This window comes from Streptomyces sp. ISL-98 (assembly GCF_018614055.1).
Classification (GTDB): domain Bacteria; phylum Actinomycetota; class Actinomycetes; order Streptomycetales; family Streptomycetaceae; genus Streptomyces; species Streptomyces spiramyceticus.
This window is the reverse complement of sequence record NZ_JAGGPB010000048.1, coordinates 1-20,015: the sequence shown is the minus strand read 5'-3', so window position 1 is coordinate 20,015 and position 20,015 is coordinate 1. Positions and strand designations below refer to the sequence as shown.

At 68.3% G+C, this 20,015-nt stretch carries 22 protein-coding genes; 14 read left to right on the top strand and 8 right to left on the bottom strand.

Annotation, left to right across the window (positions count from 1 at the left end; all coding sequences use genetic code 11):
- Positions 1-127: 127 nt before the first annotated feature.
- Complete coding sequence (mce, locus tag J7I98_RS29575; protein WP_214928100.1) at positions 128-568, bottom strand: methylmalonyl-CoA epimerase; 441 nt, start codon at positions 566-568, stop codon at positions 128-130.
- Positions 569-713: 145 nt separating this feature from the next.
- Here mce and J7I98_RS29570 point away from each other — a divergent pair, with 145 nt between their 5' ends.
- Together J7I98_RS29570 and meaB are read left to right on the top strand one after the other, a co-directional pair.
- Positions 714-1,916 (top strand): acetyl-CoA C-acetyltransferase, encoded by a 1,203-nt coding sequence (locus tag J7I98_RS29570; RefSeq protein WP_214928099.1) that lies wholly within the window; start codon positions 714-716, stop codon positions 1,914-1,916.
- A 50-nt stretch (positions 1,917-1,966) separates the two neighbouring features.
- Positions 1,967-2,923, top strand: a complete 957-nt coding sequence (gene meaB, locus J7I98_RS29565) for a methylmalonyl Co-A mutase-associated GTPase MeaB (RefSeq protein ID WP_214928098.1) — start codon at positions 1,967-1,969, stop codon at positions 2,921-2,923.
- A 236-nt stretch (positions 2,924-3,159) separates the two neighbouring features.
- On the opposite strand, the gene J7I98_RS29560 is transcribed toward meaB, so the two are convergent.
- Positions 3,160-3,588 (bottom strand): PepSY domain-containing protein, encoded by a 429-nt coding sequence (locus J7I98_RS29560; RefSeq protein ID WP_214928097.1) that lies wholly within the window; start codon positions 3,586-3,588, stop codon positions 3,160-3,162.
- 124 nt (positions 3,589-3,712) lie between these two features.
- On the opposite strand from J7I98_RS29560, the gene J7I98_RS29555 reads away from it, so the two are divergent.
- Both J7I98_RS29555 and J7I98_RS29550 read left to right on the top strand, forming a co-directional pair.
- Positions 3,713-4,375: a response regulator transcription factor gene (locus J7I98_RS29555; protein WP_214928096.1), complete on the top strand. Its 663-nt coding sequence runs from the start codon at positions 3,713-3,715 to the stop codon at positions 4,373-4,375.
- Entirely contained in the window at positions 4,372-5,805 is a 1,434-nt protein-coding gene (locus tag J7I98_RS29550; protein ID WP_251021400.1) for a HAMP domain-containing sensor histidine kinase, read from the top strand. The genes J7I98_RS29555 and J7I98_RS29550 overlap by 4 nt, the downstream gene beginning before the upstream one ends.
- A gap of 233 nt (positions 5,806-6,038) precedes the next feature.
- Here J7I98_RS29550 and J7I98_RS29545 read toward each other — a convergent pair whose 3' ends face one another.
- From J7I98_RS29545 to J7I98_RS29530, 4 genes are all read right to left on the bottom strand, one after another.
- The gene (locus J7I98_RS29545; RefSeq protein ID WP_214928095.1) at positions 6,039-6,515 is read right to left on the bottom strand and encodes a MarR family winged helix-turn-helix transcriptional regulator; all 477 of its coding nucleotides are present in this window, start codon (positions 6,513-6,515) and stop codon (positions 6,039-6,041) included.
- A 116-nt stretch (positions 6,516-6,631) separates the two neighbouring features.
- A complete protein-coding gene (locus J7I98_RS29540; protein WP_214928177.1) occupies positions 6,632-7,420 on the bottom strand; it encodes an AIM24 family protein in 789 nt (262 codons plus the stop codon).
- Between the two features lie 8 nt (positions 7,421-7,428).
- Entirely contained in the window at positions 7,429-8,079 is a 651-nt protein-coding gene (locus J7I98_RS29535) for an AIM24 family protein (RefSeq protein ID WP_214928094.1), read from the bottom strand.
- 1 nt (position 8,080) lies between these two features.
- The gene (locus J7I98_RS29530) at positions 8,081-8,719 is read right to left on the bottom strand and encodes an AIM24 family protein (RefSeq protein WP_214928093.1); all 639 of its coding nucleotides are present in this window, start codon (positions 8,717-8,719) and stop codon (positions 8,081-8,083) included.
- A gap of 135 nt (positions 8,720-8,854) precedes the next feature.
- Between J7I98_RS29530 and J7I98_RS29525 the strand changes: the two genes are divergently transcribed.
- The 4 genes from J7I98_RS29525 to J7I98_RS29510 all read left to right on the top strand — a co-directional run bounded on the left by J7I98_RS29525 (position 8,855) and on the right by J7I98_RS29510 (position 13,395).
- Complete coding sequence (locus J7I98_RS29525) at positions 8,855-9,199, top strand: DUF3817 domain-containing protein (protein ID WP_214928092.1); 345 nt, start codon at positions 8,855-8,857, stop codon at positions 9,197-9,199.
- The gene (locus tag J7I98_RS29520) at positions 9,196-9,489 is read left to right on the top strand and encodes an MTH1187 family thiamine-binding protein (protein ID WP_214928091.1); all 294 of its coding nucleotides are present in this window, start codon (positions 9,196-9,198) and stop codon (positions 9,487-9,489) included. Before J7I98_RS29525 ends, J7I98_RS29520 begins: the two co-directional genes overlap by 4 nt.
- A gap of 168 nt (positions 9,490-9,657) precedes the next feature.
- Positions 9,658-11,436 carry a glycosyltransferase family 2 protein gene (locus J7I98_RS29515; protein WP_214928090.1) on the top strand — a complete coding sequence of 593 codons (1,779 nt, stop codon included), beginning with the start codon at positions 9,658-9,660 and terminating at the stop codon, positions 11,434-11,436.
- 3 nt (positions 11,437-11,439) lie between these two features.
- Positions 11,440-13,395, top strand: a complete 1,956-nt coding sequence (locus J7I98_RS29510) for a kelch motif-containing protein (protein ID WP_214928089.1) — start codon at positions 11,440-11,442, stop codon at positions 13,393-13,395.
- A 109-nt stretch (positions 13,396-13,504) separates the two neighbouring features.
- On the opposite strand, the gene J7I98_RS29505 is transcribed toward J7I98_RS29510, so the two are convergent.
- Complete coding sequence (locus tag J7I98_RS29505; RefSeq protein ID WP_214928088.1) at positions 13,505-14,548, bottom strand: glycoside hydrolase family 6 protein; 1,044 nt, start codon at positions 14,546-14,548, stop codon at positions 13,505-13,507.
- A 197-nt stretch (positions 14,549-14,745) separates the two neighbouring features.
- Here J7I98_RS29505 and J7I98_RS29500 point away from each other — a divergent pair, with 197 nt between their 5' ends.
- The 3 genes from J7I98_RS29500 to J7I98_RS29490 all read left to right on the top strand — a co-directional run bounded on the left by J7I98_RS29500 (position 14,746) and on the right by J7I98_RS29490 (position 17,437).
- On the top strand, positions 14,746-15,255 hold the full coding sequence (locus J7I98_RS29500; RefSeq protein WP_214928087.1) for a MarR family winged helix-turn-helix transcriptional regulator: 510 nt from the start codon (positions 14,746-14,748) through the stop codon (positions 15,253-15,255).
- 61 nt (positions 15,256-15,316) lie between these two features.
- Positions 15,317-15,643: a DUF3817 domain-containing protein gene (locus tag J7I98_RS29495; RefSeq protein WP_214928086.1), complete on the top strand. Its 327-nt coding sequence runs from the start codon at positions 15,317-15,319 to the stop codon at positions 15,641-15,643.
- 93 nt (positions 15,644-15,736) lie between these two features.
- Entirely contained in the window at positions 15,737-17,437 is a 1,701-nt protein-coding gene (locus tag J7I98_RS29490) for a methylmalonyl-CoA mutase (RefSeq protein WP_214928085.1), read from the top strand.
- Here J7I98_RS29490 and J7I98_RS29485 read toward each other — a convergent pair.
- Positions 17,434-17,892, bottom strand: a complete 459-nt coding sequence (locus tag J7I98_RS29485; RefSeq protein ID WP_251021398.1) for an ATP-binding protein — start codon at positions 17,890-17,892, stop codon at positions 17,434-17,436. The two genes, J7I98_RS29490 and J7I98_RS29485, sit on opposite strands and share 4 nt — an antisense overlap.
- Before the next feature lie 108 nt (positions 17,893-18,000).
- Here J7I98_RS29485 and J7I98_RS29480 point away from each other — a divergent pair, with 108 nt between their 5' ends.
- The 3 genes from J7I98_RS29480 to J7I98_RS29470 all read left to right on the top strand — a co-directional run.
- A complete protein-coding gene (locus J7I98_RS29480) occupies positions 18,001-18,825 on the top strand; it encodes a helix-turn-helix transcriptional regulator (protein ID WP_214928084.1) in 825 nt (274 codons plus the stop codon).
- Complete coding sequence (locus J7I98_RS29475; RefSeq protein WP_214928083.1) at positions 18,822-19,073, top strand: DUF397 domain-containing protein; 252 nt, start codon at positions 18,822-18,824, stop codon at positions 19,071-19,073. The genes J7I98_RS29480 and J7I98_RS29475 overlap by 4 nt, the downstream gene beginning before the upstream one ends.
- The coding region (locus tag J7I98_RS29470) for an RNA-guided endonuclease TnpB family protein (RefSeq protein ID WP_214928082.1) at positions 19,070-20,015 on the top strand (946 nt) is incomplete at its 3' end. The genes J7I98_RS29475 and J7I98_RS29470, both read left to right, overlap by 4 nt.

Below are 20,015 nucleotides of genomic sequence, written 5' to 3'. Positions count from 1 at the left end.
AAGCACCACCCTGACATCGAGCGGCCCCCGGGGGAATGGTGTCAGATCAACAGAGAGGCATGGGTCACAGGCCCCGGACCGGCCCGGGACCGGAACGGCCCACTCTACCGGCCGTGCAATCCGGAGGTCAGTGCTCCGTGGCGCCGGCGGGGGCCGAAGTGACCAGTTCTGTCAGTACCCCGTGACAGTCCTTGGGGTGCAGGAATGTGATACGGGATCCCATCGATCCGATGCGCGGCTCGTCGTAGAGAACCCGCACACCCTTGTTACGGATGGCCTCCGCGTCGCCGTCCACGTCGGCGGTGCCGAAGGCGATGTGGTGGACCCCCTCACCGTTCTTGGCCAGCCACTTTCCCACCGCGGAGTCCTCCCGGGTGGGCTCCAGGAGCTGGAGGTACGAGGCGCCGCCGTCCGACGTCTCATTGATCTTGAGCATGGCTTCGCGGACGCCCTGCTCCTCGTTGACCTCGGAGTGGAAGACTTGGAAACCGTAGGTCGAGCGATAGAACTCGACCGTCTTGTCGAGGTCGAAACAAGCAATTCCGATGTGGTCGATTCGCGTCAGCATGGGTCCAGTGCAGCGCTATTCACGGTGGTTACGCAACGTGCGCGCGATCACACTCGCTGCCCGGTGACCCGGCCCGTACCGCTCAGTACATTGAGGTAAACCCTCGTTCACTACCGCGTCACTACACCTCAAGGGGCCGTGCCTCATGTCTGGAACGAACCGCACCACCTCCGTCATCGTCGCCGGCGCCCGTACGCCCATGGGGCGTCTGCTCGGCTCCCTCAAGTCCTTCTCCGGTGCGGATCTTGGCGGATTCGCGATCAAGGCGGCGCTGGACCGGGCCGGAATCGGCGGCGACCAGGTCCAGTACGTGATCATGGGGCAGGTCCTCCAGGCCGGAGCGGGCCAGATCCCGGCACGCCAGGCCGCCGTCAAGGCCGGCATCCCGATGAACGTGCCCGCGCTGACCATCAACAAGGTCTGCCTCTCTGGGCTCGACGCGATCGCGCTGGCGGACCAGCTGATCCGTGCCGGTGAGTTCGACATCGTCGTGGCCGGCGGCCAGGAGTCCATGACGAACGCCCCTCACGTGCTGCCGAAGTCCCGTGACGGCTTCAAGTACGGCGCGATCGAGATGCTCGACTCCATGGCGCACGACGGTCTGACCGACTCCTTCGAGGGCATCGCCATGGGCGAGTCCACCGAGAAGCACAACACCCGGCTCGGCATCGCGCGGGCGCCGCAGGACGAGTTCGCGGCGCTCTCGCACCAGCGGGCCGCCGCCGCCCAGAAGAACGGCCTCTTCGAGGCCGAGATCACGCCCGTCGAGATCCCGCAGCGCAAGGGTGACCCGGTTCTCTTCTCGAAGGACGAGGGCATCCGGCCCGAGACGACCGCCGAGTCGCTGGGCAAGCTGCGGCCCGCCTTCGCCAAGGACGGGACGATCACGGCCGGTACGGCCTCGCAGATCTCGGACGGTGCGGCGGCTGTGGTCGTCATGAGCAAGGCCAAGGCCGAGGCTCTCGGGCTTGAGTGGATCGCCGAGATCGGGGCCCACGGGAACGTGGCCGGGCCCGACAACTCGCTTCAGTCGCAGCCCTCGAACGCGATTGCGCACGCGCTGGGCAAGGAGGGGCTCGGCGTTGAAGATCTCGACCTGATCGAGATCAACGAGGCGTTCGCCGCGGTCGCCGTCCAGTCAATGAAGGACCTCGGAGTTTCGCCGGAAAAGGTGAACGTCAACGGTGGCGCGATCGCCCTCGGGCACCCGATCGGCATGTCCGGTGCGCGGGTCGTCCTGCACCTGGCGCTGGAGCTGAAGCGCCGTGGCGGCGGCGTCGGTGCGGCGGCGCTGTGCGGCGGCGGCGGTCAGGGCGACGCTCTGATCATCAAGGTGCGGGGCAACTGAACCCCTTGCCTTTGTAGTCGTAGTACGCCGATTCAAGGAGCGGAGCTGTGATGCAGGACGTCCCCGAGCTGGTGGCTCAGGCGCGAGAGGGCCGGCCGCGTGCCGTTGCCCGGCTGATCTCGCTGGTCGAGGGGGCGTCCCCGCAGCTGCGCGAAGTGATGGCGGCGCTGGCTCCGCTCGCCGGCAATGCGTATGTCGTGGGGCTTACCGGCTCGCCCGGTGTCGGTAAGTCGACCTCTACGTCGGCGCTCGTTTCGGCGTACCGGCGGGCCGGGAAGCGGGTCGGCGTGCTCGCCGTCGACCCGTCGTCGCCGTTCAGCGGGGGCGCGCTGCTGGGCGACCGGGTGCGGATGTCGGAGCACGCGTCGGATCCCGGTGTCTATATCCGGTCGATGGCCACGCGCGGGCATCTCGGCGGGCTCGCGTGGGCCGCGCCGCAGGCTATCCGGGTGTTGGATGCGGCCGGGTGCGATGTGGTGCTCGTGGAGACGGTGGGCGTCGGGCAGTCGGAGGTGGAGATCGCCTCCCAGGCCGATACGTCGGTGGTGCTCCTTGCCCCTGGGATGGGGGACGGGATCCAGGCCGCGAAGGCGGGCATCCTGGAGATCGGTGACGTGTACGTCGTGAACAAGGCCGACCGGGACGGGGCGGACGCGACCGCGCGCGAGCTCAACCACATGCTGGGGCTCGGGGAGTCCCGGGGGCCGAACGACTGGCGGCCGCCGATCGTGAAGACGGTGGCGGCGCGGGGCGAGGGCATCGACGAGGTTGTCGAGGCGCTGGAGAAGCACCGGGCTTGGATGGAGGAGCGGGGGGTTCTCGGCGAGCGGCGGGCGAAGCGGGCGGCCCACGAGGTGGAGACGATCGCTGTCACCGCGCTGCGGGAACGTATCGGCGACCTGCGGGGGGACCGGCGGCTCGGGTCGCTGGCGGATCGGATTGTGGCGGGCGAGCTTGATCCTTATGCGGCGGCGGATGAGTTGGTGGCGGGGTTGACTGAGGGGTAGGTGTCGGGGTGCGGCGCCGGTGCGGTGCGGTGCTGTGCTGTGCCGACGTCGGTGGGTCCGTGCGGGGGCGGGCCGCTCCGGGGGGCGCCATTCGGGACTGCATGATTTAGCTGCCCGGCTTGGGCTGCGTTTGCGAAGCCAGTAACTTGCGCACAAATCACGCTTTACGTCCCGAACAGCGCCCCCTGCGCGACCCGCCCCCTCGCGCCGGTGGGTGGTGCCGGCCTTCGTTCGGGTCAGTCGTTGTCGCCGTCGTCCGCGTCGTCCGCGTCGTCCGCGTCGTCAACGTCGTCCACGTGGGACTTGAGTACCTTGGCCGTCTTCGCGTCTACGTCCAGCTCGTGCTCCTTGCCGTCCTTGCCGTCGATTTCGATCTCCCAGAGCAGACGGCCGTTGCTGTCGTCGTCGTCCAGGTCTATCGACGTCACCTTGCCGGGGGCCGACTTCAGGGCCGTCTCCATGGCCTCGTTGGCCGTGACCTGTGTGCTCTTGGGGGCTTGGGCGCCGTCGTCCTCGTCGTCGTCGAATGCCGCTGCCGGGACGCTGGTCGTCCTGGTGCTTGTCGGCTGCTTGGCTTCGTCGTCCGCCGTGGCGAAGGCCGTCGTGGTTCCGCCGACGATGAGCAGGGCCGCTGCGGCCGTGGCGATGGCGAGCTTGCGCTTCATGAGTGTTCTCCCGAGCAGACGTTGGTTGTGTTCGTTGCTGTGGAACCAACATGGCCGAGCGATGCTGAAGGCAGCCTGAAGCCGCCTGAAGGAGTCTTCAGGTTCGGTTTGCGAAGCTGTGCGCATGCGCTTGTTGATCGTGGAGGACGAGAGGCGGCTCGCGGTGTCCCTGGCCAAGGGGCTCACCGCCGAGGGCTTCGCCGTGGACGTGGTGCACGACGGGCTCGAAGGGCTACACCGGGCGGGGGAGGGCTCGTACGACCTCGTTCTGCTCGACATCATGCTGCCCGGAATGAATGGGTATCGGGTGTGTGGTGCTCTGCGGGCCGCCGGGAACGACGTGCCGATTCTGATGCTGACGGCCAAGGACGGGGAGTACGACGAGGCCGAGGGGCTGGACACCGGTGCTGATGATTATTTGACCAAGCCGTTTTCGTACGTGGTGCTGGTTGCTCGGGTCAAGGCGCTGTTGCGGCGGCGGGGTGGTGCTGGTGCCTCGCCGGTTGTCGCTGTCGGGGATTTGCGGATGGATACCGCCACTCGGCGTGTGTACCGGGGCGAGGACGAAGTCGTTCTGACCGTCAAGGAGTTCGCCGTACTTGAGCAGCTGGCGGTGCGGGCGGGCGAGGTGGTCAGCAAGGCGGAGATCCTGGAGCACGTCTGGGACTTCGCGTACGCGGGTGATCCGAACATCGTCGAGGTGTACGTGAGCGCGCTGCGGCGCAAGCTCGGCGCCGGGCGTATTCAGACGGTGCGCGGCGCCGGGTACCGGCTGGTGGCGGGATGATGCGGCGGCTCTTCGGGTCCGTACGGGCGAGGGCCTCGCTCGGCGCGACCGTGGTGGTCGCGGTGGCGCTGGTCGCTGCGGGGCTGGCTGTGCTGTTGGTCCTGCGGGCCAATCTGACCGACCAGGCGGAACTTCAGGCCGAGGTCGACGCGCGGGATGTGGCTTCTCAGGTGGCCCTGGGGCATGCGTACGGCGGGCTGGACCTGCCCGACGACCGTCCTGTGCAGGTTGTTGACGAGGGCAGGCGTGTGGTCGCCGTCAGCGAGGATCTGGAGGCGATCGAGGGGGCCGGGAGTCCGGCGGTGCGGGCCGGCGGTTCTGGGGAGCCGGTGGGTGATGACGACGACGATGATGACGACCCGGGGCGCGGCGAAGTGTCCGGGGACGATCCTCGGATGTCGTCCGGCAGCGCCACGGTGGACGGCGAGCGGGCCGACTACCGCTTCGCCGCCGTCGAGGCGACCGCACCCCAGGGGCAGACCGTCACGGTGTACGCGGGTGCGCCCCTGGCCACCGAGCAGGACGCGGTCGGTACGGTGCGCGAGGCCATGCTGATCGGGCTGCCGCTGCTGCTTGTGGTCGTGGGCGGCGTGACCTGGCTGGTGACACGGCGGGCGCTGCGGCCGGTGGAGGGCATCCGGCGGGAGATGGCCGCGATCACCGCCTCGGAGGACCTGTCCCGGCGGGTTCCGGAACCGGACGCGCACGATGAGGTGGCGCGGCTCGCCGTGACCACCAACGAGACGCTCGCGGCGCTGGAGGCGTCGGTGGAACGCCAGCGGCGGTTCGTCGCCGACGCGTCGCACGAGCTGCGCAGCCCGATCGCTTCACTGCGCACGCAGCTCGAAGTGGGCTCCGCGCACCCCGAGTTGCTGGATGTGGAAGGTGCGGTGCGTGACACCGTACGGCTTCAGGGGCTCGCCGCCGACCTGCTGCTGCTCGCCCGGCTGGACGCGGGGGAGCGGCCGGGGCAGGGGCGGATCGATGTGGCGGCGCTCGTACGGGAGGAGGTCTCTCAGCGTTCGGACCGGCTGCCGGTGGCGGTGAACATACGGGCGGGCGAGGCCGAAGTGGAGGGATCACGCGGGCAGTTGGCGCGGGTACTGGGGAATCTGCTGGACAACGCGCAGCGTCATGCGCGGAGTTCGGTGGAGGTGACTGTGCGGCGTGAGGGTGCGGCTGTGGTGGTGGAGGTCGCCGACGACGGGGGCGGGGTGCCGGTGGAGGAGCGGGAGCGGATCTTTGAGCGGTTCGTACGGCTCGACGATGCGCGGAGTCGCGACGACGGCGGCGCGGGGCTGGGCCTGGCCATCGCGCGCGATGTGGCGGAGCGGCACGGGGGGACGCTGACGGTGGCGGAGGCGGAGCGCGGGGCTCGTGGCACTGGGGGTGCGGTGTTCGCGCTGCGGCTGCCGGTGGCGGGAGGCTGAGCTGAGCTGCGCCCGCCCGCGGCGGGCAGCGCGTCCCACCCGCCCTCCCTTTTCAGGGAGTTGCGGGATGTGAACGTCTCCCGTGGGTGCTTCAGCGTGCCGTAGCCCGAGTGGCCCCCCTGCCGGGTCGTGTCAGGGGTGCGTTGGGGGGAGGGGGCTGCCGGGGTTCGCTGTTCGGGGTGGTGGGGAGTGGCGGCTCCCCGGGGTTTGTGGTGCCGGCGCGCGCAGGGGGGTCAGGACCTGCCGCGGCGGCCGCGTAGTTGGTCTACCACCGGGGTCAGCGACGCCTTCATGTCGGCCAGCGCCTCGGGGGCCAGCATGCCGATGAAGTGCTTGCGCACCGACTCCACGTGGTGCGGCGCGACCTTCTGCATCGTCTCGCTGCCCTCGTCGGTGAGGACGGCGTACAGGCCCCGCCTGTCGGACTCGCAGTTCTCCCTGCGGACCAGCCCCGCGTTCTCCATGCGCGTGATCTGGTGGGAGAGGCGGCTCTTGGACTGAAGCGTGGCGGCCGCGAGGTCGCTCATTCGCAGCCGGCGTTCCTCGGACTCGGAGAGGTTGACCAGGATCTCGTAGTCGTTCATCGTCAGCCCGTACGGCTGAAGGTCCTTTTCGAGTTGGTAGGTCAGCAGCCGATTGGCATCCAAGTAGGTGCGCCAGGCGCACTGCTCTGCATCGGTCAGCCAGGGGGTGGCCGTCTCGGTCTCCATGTATGGATTCTACCTAAGAAGTTGAATGCTGGACGAAGTCGCGGAGTGTGACGCCCGGCACGACCGGCGCGCAGAAGGGGCGCAGGCGTTCGACGTCACACTCTGCAGACTACCGCTCACAGGCCGAAGCGACGCTGGAGGTCCCCCAGCTGACCGGGAAGACGCGGTGCGGCCCCGTGTTGACCCTGGCCGGAGCCCGGTCCGCCGCCTCCGCCCGGTACGCCCGGCTCGTGCGGGGTCGTGCCCGTGGCCTGCTCTGTCATCAGGAGTTCGGTGGACTGGAGCAGTACGGTTCCCGCTCCCACGAACTCGAACTGGTGCTCCTCGCCCGACGTGCCGCCGAGGCCGGTGAGTGACCGGATTCCGCCCATGACGCCGGTCATGTACCCGTGGTCGTAGTGGTGGCAGGGCGACGGGCAGTCCGCCCAGCCGACCAGGGCCTGCGGGTCCACGCGGATCGGCGGCTCCATGAAGACCACCGGGCCGTTGGAGGCCGCCACGAACTTGCCTGTGCCGATGAGGGTCAGGAAGCCGGGGACGATCGACTGCTTCAGGGCAAGCGTCGGCTCGTACGCCAGAAGGTTGCCGGAGCGGATGGTGAGGTTGCCGTTGTCGAGGTCGAAGCTGTTGACGTCGAACGCGCGGTCCGCGAGCAGCATCTTGCCCTGACCCTCCGCCACCACCCAGTCGCTCGCGTGCAGCGGCGAGTGGAAGCTGGTGCGCAGGAGACGGTCGAAACGGCCGTGGCCGATGCCGTTGAAGTCGATCTGCCCGTAGTAGGCGATCATCTTGCCCTTTTGGAGGAACCACTGGCTCCCCTTGAGCTCCACGCAGAAGGTGTACGCGTTGACGTTGTCGTCGGAGGGGAGGGTGTGCGGGTCGAAGACGACAGGGCCTGCGGGCATGGGGGTGTTCACAGCTTTTCCTCCGAGGCCTGTACGTACACCGCGCCATTGCCGGACAGCTCCAGCTGGAACGCCTCGCCGGAGCCGCGGCCCACCATGTCGCGCCAGCCGAGTGCGGTGGAGAGCTTGTTGCGTACGTCGCCGTGGTGCGCGACGTACGCCTGCGGGTCGACATGCACCGGGCGCTGCGGGGTGATGGGGAGCTCGATCACGCCGCCGTGAGCCATCACTGCTACCGCGCCGTGGCCCTTGAGGGTGGTCGTGAACAGGCCCTGGCCCGTGACCTGGCCGCGCACCATGCCCATGACGCCGCCCTGCGAGCCCATGAACATCGTGCCCTGGGTGAGGGTGCCGTCGAAGGCCAGGAGGCGGTCCGCCTCGACGTAGAGGGTGTCGCCGGCCAGGTTGATCACCTGGATGTGGTGGCCGCCGTGGCCGAAGACCACCGTGCCCGAACCCTCGACCGTCATGAGCGGGGTCGCCTCGTCGGCCACCCGGCGGCCGATCATGGACATGACGCCGCCCTGGCCGCCCTGGATGTTGGGCGTGAAGGAGACGTCGCCCTTGTACGCGAGCATCGCGCCGCGCTGGCTGAACAATTTCTGGCCGGGCGCGATTTGTGCCTCGACCATGCGGGAATTGATCTCGGTGAACGGCATGTCAGACGTCGCCCCCGATGGTGTTGCGCTCGCTGGGCTGCACGTAGACGAGACCCTCGCCCTCGAAACGGATCTGGAACGCCTCGCCCGAGCCCTCACCGATGAGCGTGCGGAAGTTCACACCGGACTGGAAATGCTGCTGGAGGTTCCCCTGGTGCGCGATGTACGCACCCGGGTCGACCTGGAGCGGGTACTGGGAGGAGACGCGCAGGACGACCGCCGGGCCGTCCGACATGATCGCCGCCTGGCCGCTGCCTTCCACGGTCGTGGTGAACAGACCGTTGCCGGTCGCGCCGCCGCGCAGCCCCGTGAATGAGGTGCCGGTGCGCAGACCCGCGTCCGTACAGAGGAGATTGCTGGACTCCACGTACAGCTTCTCGCCGTGGAGCGATACGAGACTGATCTCGCTCGCGCGGTCGGCGAAATAGCAGGTGCCGTGGCCCTTCACCTCCATCACGGTCATCTGCTCGCCGGTGAGTCGGCGCGTCACCATGCCGCGCACGCCCTCACCGCCGCCGGACATCTTCTTGAAGGCCATCTGGCCGTCGTACGCGACCATCGAGCCGTTTTTCGCTTTGACGGCGTCGCCGGTCATGTCGACGGCGAGCACCTTGCTGCCTTGGAGTCGGAACTGAGCCACGGAGGTGACGGTATCCCGTGGGCGCGACCCTGATAAAGGGGCGCAGGGCGTGGCTGTCACAATGGGGGCCGAGCTTGTGCGTCCGTTCACAAGATCGACAGTGACCGTTTTCCGCGACTACGAAGGTTGCCCTCCGTGGACATCAAGACCGCTTCCGCACTCCGCCGCCTCCGCCTGGTCTCCATGCCCGAGGCGGTTTCCTTCCTGCTGCTGCTCGTCTGCTCGGTGCTCAAGCGCACGACGGAATTCAACGCGGTCCCGGTCATGGGCGCGGTGCACGGTCTGCTCTTCGTCCTGTACGTCCTCTTCTGGGCGGACGCCTGGAACCGCGCCAAGTGGCCGCTGAAGACCGCAGCCTTCTACTTCGCGATGTCCGTCCTGCCGACCGGCGGCTTCTTCGCCGACCGCGGCCTCAAGCGCGAGGCCGAGGACGCGATCATCGCCGGGCGTGCCCGCCAGGAAGGCGTGGTCGGCGCATGATCGTCGCCTTCTCCGTCTCCCCGCTGGGTGTCGGCGAGGACGTGGGCGAGTACGTCGCCGACGCCGTCCGCGTGGTACGCGAGTCGGGGCTGCCGAACCGCACCGATGCGATGTTTACGTCCATCGAGGGCGAGTGGGATGAAGTGATGGACGTCGTCAAGCGTGCCGTGGCCGCCGTCGAGGCCCGCGCCCCGCGCGTCTCCCTGGTTCTCAAGGCCGATGTACGCCCCGGAGTCACCGACGGCCTGACCTCCAAGGTCGAAACGGTGGAGCGCCACCTGAGCGCCTGATCCGGCTGCCGACGCCGGCCGACGCCGCCCCCGACCGCGCTAGCGGTCGGGGGCTTTGTCGTGCCTGCGCGACAGGCAAAACCGCCCGCTCGGACGCCCTTGGTTCGACACGCCGACAAATCTCCCCTTCTGTAGGGGTATCGGGGCAGCTCGACAGTTGGAGGCACTGTGCGACCGGAGGGCTACGACTACGAGACTCACAGCCTGCTCGCCGGGCCGATATCGGAGCCCGGCCCCGGCCCCTATCGCGTGCGGTATCGGAGCCTCATGTCCCAGGAGCCGCGCCGAATACGCGCCGTGCTGCTGATGATCCTGGCACCGCTCCTCTCGGCCGTCCTCCTGGTCTACCTGGTCTGGCCCACCCAATGGACCAAGCGTGAGGGCGGCGACCGCTGGCTGGTACATCTCGACTTCGTGATGCTGCTCGCGATCGGGCTGATCATGTTTTTCATGCTGGTCAACGTGGTGTCGGTCGCACACGCCACGCTGGTCGCCAGGGACCCCATACCAGTGACTCCCGAGCGCGGCACCCGGGTCGCGTTCCTCACCACGTACGTGCCCGGCAAAGAACCGATCGCGATGCTGCGGGCCACGCTCGAAGGCGCGGTCCGGCTCCGGCACGACGGGCCGCTCGACATATGGCTCCTCGACGAGGGCGACGGCGTACAGGCCAAGACGCTCTGCGTGGAGCTGGGCATACGGCACTTCACCCGCTGCGGCGTACCCGAGTGGAACAGGAAGAAGGGCCCGCACCGGACGAAGACCAAGCACGGCAACTACAACGCCTGGCTCGCCATGCACGGTCACGCGTACGACTTCTTCGCCTCCGTCGACACCGACCACGTCCCGCTCCCCAACTTCCTCGAACGGATGCTCGGTTACTTCCGCGACCCGGACGTGGCCTTCGTCGTCGGACCGCAGGTGTACGGGAACTACAGCGAGTGCGTCACCAAGGCGGCCGAGTCGCAGCAATTCCTCTTCCACGCACTGATCCAGCGGGCCGGCAACCGCTATGGCGCCCCCATGTTCGTCGGCACCAACAACGTCGTACGCGTCACCGCGCTCATGCAGGTCGGCGGCCTCTACGACTCGATCACCGAGGACATGGCCACCGGCTTCGAGCTGCACCGCAGGAAGAACCCGGTCACCGGGCACTTCTGGCGTTCCGTGTACACCCCGGACGTGCTGGCCGTCGGTGAGGGGCCCGCCTCGTGGACCGACTTCTTCACACAGCAGATGCGCTGGTCCCGCGGGACGTACGAGACCCTTTTCCGGCAGTACTGGAAGGCGCCGTTCCGGGTGCCGCCGGGTCGCTTGCTGACGTACACGCTGATGCTCGTGTACTACCCGATGACCGCCGTCAACTGGCTGCTCGGCATCCTCAGCTGCGTCCTGTTCCTGTGGTTCGGGGCCTCCGGCACCCAGGTCTCCTCCTCGGTGTGGCTGATGCTCTACAGCGACGCCGCGGCCCTCCAGGTCGGGCTTTACCTGTGGAATCGGCGGCACAACGTATCGCCGCACGAGCCCGCGGGTTCGGGGGGACTCGCGGGCATGGTGATGTCCGCGCTCTGCGCGCCGGTCTACGCCAAGTCGCTCGTCTCGGCGCTGCTGCGCACCCGGGGCAGGTTCGTGGTCACGCCCAAGGGCGGCGAGGCCAGCCCCGACCGGCTGATGACCTTCCGCATCCACCTCTTCTGGGCCGCGGTGCTGACCGTCTCGCTGGTCGCTTCCTTCCACTACGGCCACACCCATGCGGCGATGCGCACCTGGTCCGTACTCGCGCTGATCATCGCTCTCGCGCCGGTCGGCGTCTGGTGTTGGACCTCGTTGCGTGCGCGCCGCGGCAGGGCCGCGGTCGTCGTCGGCACGAGCGGCACGAGCGGCACGAGAAGAACACAGGGTGAGGAGCCGGAGCCCGCGTTCGCCACGACGACCGAAAGGAGCTGACGCATGGACTACCGGCCGACGAAGAAGTTCAAGAAGACACTCCTCGGCAGCGGCGCGGTGGTGGTGCTCGCCGGTCTCAACGCTCCGGCCGTGCTCTCGTTCGCCGAGGAGAAGTACCACGCGTACAAGATCGCCCAGCCCGCCTACAAGGCGCGGTACGGCTCCTGGCACACCGTCGACATTCCGAAGGAATACCGTACGAACGCGATCCACGCGGCCCTGCTCCACACGGGCAAGGTGCTGATCATCGCGGGCTCCGGCAACGACCAGAAGAAGTTCGACGAGGGTTCCTTCGACACCGTCCTGTGGAACCCGGCGGACGACTCCTTCAAGCTGGTGCCCACGCCCGAAGACTTCTTCTGCGCCGGACACTCCCAACTCCCCGACGGGCGCCTCCTGGTGGCGGGCGGCACCGCCCGCTACGAGGTGCTCGGCGACAAGGTCATGCGGGCCGGCGGCGGGATGCGGGTGAAGAACGAGAGCCCGGACAAGCCCATGACGTTCAAGAAGGGCACCCGCTTCCACTCGCCTTCCGGGGGGACGTACGTCTCGAAGTTCGACGTGACCGTGCCGAAGGCCAAGCGCGAGTCCGAGATCACTTACGCCAAGAACGGGCGGATGATGCCCTGGAGGACGAAGGTCGTCGCGGCCGAGGCCCGGGTCTTCGTCGAGGCCGTCAAGGAGGGGCTGCAGGGGGTCACCAAGAAGGCCGCGCAGTACGAGATCGAGGGGCTGAAGGGCGACGACGCCGCCAATGCGTACGGGATCGCCCAGGAGATCACCATGGAGAAGCAGGACTTCCAGGGGATCAAGGCGGCGTACGAATTCGACCCCAGGGCGGAGAAATACGTACCCGTCGACCCGATGAAGGAGGCCCGCTGGTACCCGACGCTGGTCACCCTCCAGGACGGCAAGGTGCTGGCCGTCTCCGGGCTCGACGACGTCGGCGCGATCCTCCCGGGCGACAACGAGTACTACAACCCCAGGACGAAGAAGTGGTCCAAGGCACCCTTCCGGTACTTCCCGACGTATCCCGCGCTCTTCCTCACCAAGGGTGGCAAGCTGTTCTACTCCGGGTCCAACGCCGGGTACGGGCCCGCCGAAAAGGGGCGCCTGCCCGGGATCTGGGACCTGGCGACCAACACCTTCAAGAAGGTCGGCGGTCTCACCGACCTCGATCAGACCGAGACGTCGGCCTCGCTCGTCCTGCCGCCCGCGCAGGACCAGAGGGTGATGATCCTCGGCGGCGGAGGAGTCGGCGAGTCCGACAAGGCGACGGGCCGTACGGCGATCATTGACCTGAAGGAGGACAGTCCGGCTTTCAGGGACGGGCCCCAACTCCCGCAGGGGACCAGGTACTTGAACAGCGTGATCATGCCGGACGATTCGGTCTTCACGAGCGGCGGGTCGAGTGACTACCGGGGGCGGGGCGCCAGCAACATCCTCAAGGCGCAGTTCTACGACCCGAAGAGGAACGAGTTCAGGGCCGCGGCCGAGCCGAGGGTCGGGCGCAACTACCACTCCGAGGCGCTGCTGCTGCCCGACGGCCGCGTCGTCACCTTCGGCTCGGACTCCCTCTTCGGCGACAAGAGCAACACCAAGCTCGGCAAGTTCGAGCAGCGGATGGAGATTTACACGCCGCCGTATCTCTACCGGGACAAGTCGCTGCGGCCGGCGCTCGGACAGGGGCCGCGCGAGCTGGGCCCGCAGAACAGGGCGACGTACAAGACCGCCCATCCCGAGCGGATCGCGCGGGCCCGGCTGATGCGGCCCAGCGCGGTCACCCACAACACGGACGTCGAGCAGCGCTCGATCGAACTCGCCCTGACGAAGGGCAAGGGCGAGGTGACGGTGGAGGTGCCGGGCGACAAGTCGCTGGTGCCGCCCGGCTGGTACATGCTCTTCGTCACGGACGTGGAGGGCACGCCGTCGGAGGCGAAGTGGCTGCACGTGGAGTGAGCATGCCCCTCGGGGCTAGGGCGTGTCCGGCGGATCAGGGTGCGGCGTGTTCTTGGTGCTGGTGGGCGTGCCAGACCCCGCGGCCCAGGCATGATCCGCCGGACACGCCCTACGCGTCCTTGGCTCTGCGGGCCAGGCCCAGCGCGTACTCCGTCCACCAGGTGCCTGCCGCCGGGCCGCCACGGCACTCGCCGTCCGATTCGCCCGGCCGCTTGATCCACAGGTACGCGTCCAGGCGCGGTACGCCGGTGCGGTCGCTCGGCGGCGTACCCAGAGCGCGGCCCGGCGGATTGCACCAGGCGTCGGGGCCGTCGCCGGACAGTCGGCCGTTCCCGTTGCGGCTGCTGTCGATCACGAAGTGGGCGCCGTCGAGCAGGCCGGAGAGCCGGGTGCCGTATGCCTCTACGGTGTCGTCCGTCTGGAAGTTGGAGACGTTGAGGGCGAAGCCGTCGGCGCGCTCCAGGCCCGCCTTGTAGAGGGGCACCACGAGGTCCCTCGGGTCGCGGATCCAGGCCGGATTGCCCGCGTCCAGATAGACCTTGGTGTTCGGGTTCCGCTTGAGCCGGTCGACGGCCTCCGAGAGCAGCCGGTAGCGCTCGGCGTGGTGATCGGCGCGGGTGCAGCCGTCGATGATGTGCGCGACGGCGTCCGGCTCCAGGATGACGACGGCCTTGTTGTCGGCGATGTTGTCGGCGAAGGCGCCGATCCAGCTGCGGTACGCGCGGGCGTCCCGGGCGCCGCCGGCCGAGTGCTGGCCGCAGTCGCGGTGCGGGATGTTGTACGCGGCCAGCACCATCGTCCGCCCGGCGGCCCTGGCCCCCGCCCTGGCCCGGCGGATCTCGGGGCCGGGGTCGTCACCCGGTCCCCACAGGGCCATCGGCCGGTCCGCGATCCTGCGCAGCACCTGGGCGTCGCCGTTGCGGCCCGCCGCCTCCCAGTCGGCGACCTGGCGGGCGGCGTCGCTGTCCGGGTCGACCCAGAAGGGGGACGAGTTGCCGATGGGGGCGTGGGCCCGGGCGGCGGACTCGCGCTGCTGCCCGTGCTCGGGCCCGGAACTACCGGAGGAGGAGCAGCCTGCGGCGAGGAGTGTGGTGAGTGCGAAGAGGGCGACGGATGCGGCGGTGAGCGAGCGGGTCGGTCTGCGGCCGGACATCCAGCCCCCTTGGGCGGTTCGACGACTGGCGGTAGGTGGTGCGAACCGGGCAATCATTACATAAGGGGTATATAGGGCTTGGGTGCGACACCAGGGGTGGGGTGCGGGTGCCTGCGGCGCAGTTCCCCGCACCCACTCAAAGACCGAAGCGCGAGACGGGGCTGTTCACCATATGACCGGCGGGTAGGGTCGACGGCGTGCCAAAGCCGCTCAGCCTCCCCTTCGATCCCATCGCCAGAGCCGACGAACTCTGGCAGCAGCGCTGGGGTCCCGTGCCCTCGATGGCCGCGATCACCTCGATCATGCGCGCGCACCAGATCCTGCTCGCCGAGGTCGACTCCGTCGTCAAGCCGTACGGACTGACCTTCGCCCGGTACGAGGCGCTCGTGCTGCTCACGTTCTCCAAGGCGGGCGAGCTGCCGATGTCCAAGATCGGCGAGCGGCTGATGGTCCACCCGACGTCCGTCACGAACACGGTCGACCGGCTGGTGAAGTCCGGCCTCGTCGACAAGCGGCCGAACCCGAACGACGGGCGCGGCACGCTCGCCTCCATCACCGAGAAGGGCCGCGAGGTCGTCGAGGCGGCGACCCGGGACCTGATGGCGATGGACTTCGGCCTCGGGGCGTACGACGCGGAGGAGTGTGCGGAGATCTTCGCGATGCTGCGTCCGCTGCGGGTGGCGGCGAAGGATTTCGAGGAGCAGTAGGGCGGTGACGGGCTCCGCCCCGCCCGAAGATCGCCGATTGCGCCCGGTTACGCTCAATGCCATGAAGTCGAATGTGCTGTCCCGGTACCGGGTGATGGCCTACATCACCGCCGTATGGCTGCTCGTGTTCACCGCCGCGATCATCGCGAAGTATGCGTTCGAGGTCGGCGACACCATGCTGATCTCGCAGATCCACGGCGTGCTGTTCATCATCTACGTCGTCTTCGCCTTCGACCTCGGCACCAAGGCGAAGTGGCCGTTCGGCAAACTGCTGTGGGTGCTCGCGGCCGGCTGCATCCCCTTCGCCTCGTTCTTCGTCGAGCCGAAGGTCACCCGTGAGGCCCGTTCGCTGATCACGGACGCCGCCCCGGCGACCGCCAAGGCGTAGTTCTTCCCTCTTTCAGCGCTGGCCACCGCCGCGAGCAATGCTCACGGCGGTCAGCCATCGACATTTACTAGGACGTCCTAGTAAATTCGAAGTATGGACGCTGACGCGATTGAGGAAGGCCGCCGACGCTGGCAGGCCCGTTACGACAAGGCCCGCAAGCGCGACGCGGACTTCACCACCCTCTCCGGAGACCCGGTCGACCCGGCGTACGGGCCCCGCCCCGGCGACACGTACGACGGCTTCGAGCGGATCGGCTGGCCCGGGGAGTACCCCTTCACGCGCGGCCTGTACCCGACCGGCTACCGGGGCCGGACCTGGACCATCCGCCAGTTCGCCGGCTTCGGCAATGCCGAGCAGACCAACGAGCGCTACAAGATGATCCTGGCCAACGGCGGCGGCGGGCTCTCCGTGGCCTTCGACATGCCGACGCTCATGGGCCGCGACTCCGACGAGCCGAAAGCGCTCGGCGAGGTCGGCCACTGCGGTGTCGCCATCGACTCGGCGGCCGACATGGAGGTCCTCTTCAAGGACATCCCGCTCGGAGACGTCACGACCTCGATGACGATCAGCGGCCCGGCTGTCCCCGTCTTCTGCATGTACCTGGTCGCGGCGGAACGCCAGGGCGTGGACCCGGGCGTACTCAACGGCACGCTCCAGACCGACATCTTCAAGGAGTACATCGCCCAGAAGGAGTGGCTCTTCCAGCCCGAGCCGCACCTGCGCCTCATCGGCGACCTCATGGAGCACTGCGCGAGCTCCATCCCCGCGTACAAGCCCCTGTCGGTCTCCGGCTATCACATCCGCGAGGCGGGCGCGACGGCCGCGCAGGAGCTCGCGTACACGCTCGCCGACGGATTCGGTTACGTCGAACTGGGCCTGTCCCGGGGCCTGGACGTGGACACCTTCGCGCCCGGTCTGTCCTTCTTCTTCGACGCGCACGTCGACTTCTTCGAGGAGATCGCGAAGTTCCGCGCGGCGAGGAGAATCTGGGCGCGCTGGATGAAGGACGTGTACGGCGCCCGGACGGACAAGGCGCAGTGGCTGCGCTTCCACACCCAGACGGCGGGCGTGTCCCTGACCGCGCAGCAGCCGTACAACAACGTCGTCCGCACGGCGGTCGAGGCGCTGGCGGCGGTCCTCGGCGGCACGAACTCCCTCCACACCAACGCGCTGGACGAGACGCTGGCTCTGCCCTCGGAACAGGCGGCGGAGATCGCGCTGCGCACGCAGCAGGTCTTGATGGAGGAGACGGGCGTAGCAAATGTGGCGGACCCGCTCGGCGGCTCCTGGTACATCGAGCAGCTGACCGACCGTATCGAGGCCGACGCGGAGAAGATCTTCGACCAGATCAAGGAGCGCGGAACGCGGGCGCACCCCGACGGGCAGCACCCGATCGGCCCGATGACGTCCGGCATCCTGCGCGGTATCGAGGACGGCTGGTTCACGGGCGAGATCGCCGAATCGGCCTTCCAGTACCAGCGGTCGGTGGAGAAGGGCGACAAGCGGGTGGTGGGCGTGAACTGCCACCACGGCTCGGTGACGGGTGACCTGGAGATCCTCCGCGTCAGCCACGAGGTCGAGCGCGACCAGGTACGAGTCCTGGGCGAGCGCAAGGCGGCCCGGGAGGAGGCCAAGGTCAAGTCGACCCTGGCCGCGCTGCTGGCGGCGGCCCGCGACGGCTCGAACATGATCGAGCCGATGCTGGAAGCGGTACGGGCGGAAGCCTCGCTGGGCGAGATCTGCGGCGTACTGCGGGACGAGTGGGGCGTGTACACGGAGCCGCCGGGCTTCTAGTACGCGAGCTCGGCCCACACCGTTTTGCCCGGCGCGGGCGCGCGGCCGGTGACGGACCAGCGGGTCGCGAGCTGTGCGACGAGATACAGACCACGGCCGCCCTCGGCGTCGGAATCCGGCGCGGGGGCGGCCGTTGTCGTGGGCTGCCGTTCGGTGCGGGTGTCGCTGACCTCGACGCGGATGGTGTGGGTGGCGGATTGCGTGAGGCGTACGTGGAAGTCGCGGCCGGGGACGTGGCCGTGGCGCACGGCGTTGGCGGTCAGTTCGGCGGCGATGAGGGTGACGGTGGTGTTGGTGTCGGAGGTGTAGGGGTGGCCCCACGCGTCCAGGCGGTGGGAGACGAGCCGACGGGCGAGGCGGGCGCCGCGTGTGGTCGAGGTGAAGTGCATGCCGAACTCGTGGGTTGCGGTGCGGGTTTGGGGGAGTACCTCGGACGAAGGAGCTTGTGCGTTCATGGGCATTACGGTTCCGGGCGCGGCGTAGCTTGGCGAGAAGGGACGCGCCTACCGGGCAGGCTGTAAGCGGGGCGTGCCGTACGTGTACACGCGTGGAGGTGCGGGACCATGACCGACCAGTTGCCGGACGATCCGTCGGGGTCCGGGATTCTTCAGGTGTTCGGGCGCCAGTTGAAGCTGTTCCGCGAGAGAGCGGGTCTGGAGCGCCCGGAGTTCGGCTCTGTGACTGGCTACTCGCCCTCCTCCATTGCCGCGTTCGAGCAGGGGAGGCGTATCCCGCCGCCGAAGTTCATCGACAAGGCGGATGAAGTGCTGGGTGCGGGTGGGGTGCTGAGCACGATGAAGGGCGAGGTCGCGCGGGCGCAGTATCCGGCGTTCTTCCGTGACGCGGCGCGCTTGGAGGCGGAAGCCGCTGACCTTCAGGTCTACGACACCCATGTAATCAACGGCCTGTTGCAGACAGAGGAGTACACGCGGGCGCTGCTCGCCATGCGACGCCCTGTGCTGGACGACGAGACGATCGAACTTCGCGTGGCGGCCCGACTGGCCCGGCAGGAGATGCTCGAACGCAAGCCGATCCCACTATTGAGCTTCGTCTTCGAGGAGCCCGTCCTCCGCCGCCCCTTCGGCGGAAAGGCGGTGCTTCGTGGCCAGTTGGAGCATCTGCTGCTCACCGGTCAGCGGCGTAACGTCGAGATTCAGGTCATGCCCCTGGATCGGGAGGACAACGCCGGGGTGGATGGTGCGTTCACGGTAATTGCGCCGACAGACGGCGAGGAAGTCGCATACATGGAGGTCCAGGGGCAGAGCACACTAGTGACTGAACGTACGCATGTGCGAGCCTTCGCGGCGCGCTATGGGATTATCCGAGCACAGGCTCTCACCCCTCGTGAGTCCTTGGCCTTCATCGAGAAGTTGCTGGGAGAGGTATGAACGTCGTGCGCGAACTCGACTGGTTCAAGAGCAGTTACAGCGGCGCCGAGGGTGGCCAGTGCGTCGAAGTCGCCATGACCTGGCGGAAGTCCAGCTACAGCGGTGCCGAGGGCGGCGACTGTGTCGAGGTCGCCACCTGCCCCCACACCGTCCACGTACGGGACTCCAAGCGCCCCGACAGCGACGTGCTCACCTTCGACGCCGCCCAGTGGGCCGGATTCGTCGCCTTCGCACAGCGGATCGTATGAAGATCGTCGCGGAGGTTCGTCTCATGCCGACGCCCGAGGTGGCGTCGGCACTTGAGTGCACCCTGCGCACGGCGAACGACGCGGCGAACTGGCTGTCGGGCCAGGCGCACGAGCGGGGTGAGACCTCCCGCAAGGCGTTGCAGGGCTTCGCCTACCGCGACCTGAAAGACCGGGGGCTGTCGGCGCAACCCGCGCTGCATGTGCTGCGGAAGGTCGCCGACGCCTACACCACCCTGCGGGCGAACATCCGCAACGGGAACCTCGGCAAGCCGGGGTCGAAGCGCCGCCGGAGGGCAGAGGGAAAGCCGATCGGGTTCCGGCCGGACGCGGCACAGCCGTATGACGACCGGTGCCTCAGCTGGCAAGTGGACGAGCGGACCGTCAGTATCTGGACCGCCGCCGGACGTATCCGGGGGGTACGGTTCGTCTGCTCCGAGCAGGCCCGTAAGCTGCTGGCCGAGCACCGCAAGGGCGAGTCTGATCTTGTCCACCGTGACGGCATGTGGTTCCTCATCGCCACGTGTGAGGTCCCCGAGGCCGAGCAGTACGAGCCGGCCGATTTCCTCGGCGTGGACCTGGGCATCGTCAACATCGCCACCACCTCGGACGGGAAGATCCACGCTGGACGCGGGCTGAACCGCTACCGCAAGCGTCAGCTTGCCCTGCGGGCGAAGCTCCAGAAGAAGGGCACCCAGTCAGCCAAGCGGGTCCTTAAGCGGCAGCGCCGCAAGGAGCAGCGCAAGGCGACCGAGGCCAACCACATCATCTCTAAGCGCATCGTGACCGAGGCTGAACGCACCGGGCGCGGAATCGGCATGGAAGACCTTGCCGGTATCCGCCAGCGGGTACGGCTGAGAAAGCCCCAACGGGTTGCGTTGCATTCCTGGGCCTTCGCCCAGCTCGGACAGTTCGTGGAGTATAAGGCCCGCAGGGCCGGTGTCC

What these genes read in the sequence shown, in the direction of transcription:
- mce (WP_214928100.1), bottom strand. Translation starts at nt 568, where the DNA reads ATGCTGACGCGAATCGACCACATCGGAATTGCTTGTTTCGACCTCGAC.
- J7I98_RS29570 (WP_214928099.1), top strand. Translation starts at nt 714, where the DNA reads ATGTCTGGAACGAACCGCACCACCTCCGTCATCGTCGCCGGCGCCCGT.
- meaB (WP_214928098.1), top strand. Translation starts at nt 1,967, where the DNA reads ATGCAGGACGTCCCCGAGCTGGTGGCTCAGGCGCGAGAGGGCCGGCCG.
- J7I98_RS29560 (WP_214928097.1), bottom strand. Translation starts at nt 3,588, where the DNA reads ATGAAGCGCAAGCTCGCCATCGCCACGGCCGCAGCGGCCCTGCTCATC.
- J7I98_RS29555 (WP_214928096.1), top strand. Translation starts at nt 3,713, where the DNA reads ATGCGCTTGTTGATCGTGGAGGACGAGAGGCGGCTCGCGGTGTCCCTG.
- J7I98_RS29550 (WP_251021400.1), top strand. Translation starts at nt 4,372, where the DNA reads ATGATGCGGCGGCTCTTCGGGTCCGTACGGGCGAGGGCCTCGCTCGGC.
- J7I98_RS29545 (WP_214928095.1), bottom strand. Translation starts at nt 6,515, where the DNA reads ATGGAGACCGAGACGGCCACCCCCTGGCTGACCGATGCAGAGCAGTGC.
- J7I98_RS29540 (WP_214928177.1), bottom strand. Translation starts at nt 7,420, where the DNA reads ATGCCCGCAGGCCCTGTCGTCTTCGACCCGCACACCCTCCCCTCCGAC.
- J7I98_RS29535 (WP_214928094.1), bottom strand. Translation starts at nt 8,079, where the DNA reads ATGCCGTTCACCGAGATCAATTCCCGCATGGTCGAGGCACAAATCGCG.
- J7I98_RS29520 (WP_214928091.1), top strand. Translation starts at nt 9,196, where the DNA reads ATGATCGTCGCCTTCTCCGTCTCCCCGCTGGGTGTCGGCGAGGACGTG.
- J7I98_RS29510 (WP_214928089.1), top strand. Translation starts at nt 11,440, where the DNA reads ATGGACTACCGGCCGACGAAGAAGTTCAAGAAGACACTCCTCGGCAGC.
- J7I98_RS29505 (WP_214928088.1), bottom strand. Translation starts at nt 14,548, where the DNA reads ATGTCCGGCCGCAGACCGACCCGCTCGCTCACCGCCGCATCCGTCGCC.
- J7I98_RS29495 (WP_214928086.1), top strand. Translation starts at nt 15,317, where the DNA reads ATGAAGTCGAATGTGCTGTCCCGGTACCGGGTGATGGCCTACATCACC.
- J7I98_RS29490 (WP_214928085.1), top strand. Translation starts at nt 15,737, where the DNA reads ATGGACGCTGACGCGATTGAGGAAGGCCGCCGACGCTGGCAGGCCCGT.
- J7I98_RS29485 (WP_251021398.1), bottom strand. Translation starts at nt 17,892, where the DNA reads ATGAACGCACAAGCTCCTTCGTCCGAGGTACTCCCCCAAACCCGCACC.
- J7I98_RS29480 (WP_214928084.1), top strand. Translation starts at nt 18,001, where the DNA reads ATGACCGACCAGTTGCCGGACGATCCGTCGGGGTCCGGGATTCTTCAG.
- J7I98_RS29475 (WP_214928083.1), top strand. Translation starts at nt 18,822, where the DNA reads ATGAACGTCGTGCGCGAACTCGACTGGTTCAAGAGCAGTTACAGCGGC.